The following is a 1,019-nucleotide window of genomic DNA, read 5'->3' as shown; positions in this document are numbered from 1 at the left end:
TACGACCAAATTGATGCTGCGCCAGAAGAAAGAGAGCGTGGAATTACAATTTCTACAGCTCACGTAGAATATGAATCAGCTACAAGACACTACGCGCACGTAGATTGCCCAGGACACGCTGACTATGTTAAGAACATGATCACTGGTGCTGCGCAAATGGACGGAGCGATCTTAGTAGTATCAGCAGCTGATGGCCCAATGCCACAAACTAGAGAACACATTCTACTGTCACGCCAAGTTGGTGTACCATACATTGTTGTGTTCATGAACAAAGCAGACATGGTTGATGATCCTGAGCTGTTAGAACTAGTTGAAATGGAAGTACGTGATCTATTAAGTAGCTACGACTTCCCTGGCGATGATATTCCTATTGTTGTTGGTTCAGCGCTGAAAGCACTGGAAGGCGACGAGAGTGATATTGGTGTTAAAGCCATTGAAAAACTGGTTGAGACAATGGATTCATACATTCCTGAGCCAGTACGTAACATTGATAAAGCATTCTTATTACCAATCGAAGATGTATTCTCGATTTCTGGACGTGGTACAGTAGTAACTGGCCGTGTTGAGAGCGGAATTGTTAAAGTTGGTGAAGAGATTGAAATTGTTGGTATCCACGATACAACTAAGACGACTTGTACTGGAGTTGAAATGTTCCGCAAGTTGTTGGACGAAGGACGCGCTGGAGACAACGTTGGTGTGTTATTGCGTGGAACTAAGCGTGATGAAGTTGAGCGTGGCCAAGTATTAGCTAAGCCAGGCACAATCAAGCCACACACTAAATTTGAAGCAGAAGTGTACGTGTTATCAAAAGAAGAAGGCGGACGTCATACTCCATTCTTCAATGGTTACAGACCACAATTCTATTTCAGAACAACAGACGTAACAGGTACTTGTGACTTGCCTTCTGGTGTAGAAATGGTAATGCCAGGCGATAACGTACAATTAGTAATTAACCTACATGCTCCTATTGCGATGGATGAAGGTTTGCGTTTCGCAATTCGGGAAGGTGGCCGTACAGT

Annotated in this window: 1 protein-coding gene; it reads left to right on the top strand. The window is 43.8% G+C overall.

The window, feature by feature from the left end; genetic code table 11:
• A partial coding sequence (tuf, locus tag E1P08_RS17030) for an elongation factor Tu (RefSeq protein ID WP_133138135.1) occupies positions 1-1,019 on the top strand: 1,019 nt, incomplete at both ends.

This window comes from Legionella rowbothamii (assembly GCF_900639985.1).
Taxonomy (GTDB): domain Bacteria; phylum Pseudomonadota; class Gammaproteobacteria; order Legionellales; family Legionellaceae; genus Legionella; species Legionella rowbothamii.
Note: the sequence above shows the minus strand (reverse complement) of the source record. Positions and strands in the feature narration are given on the sequence as shown.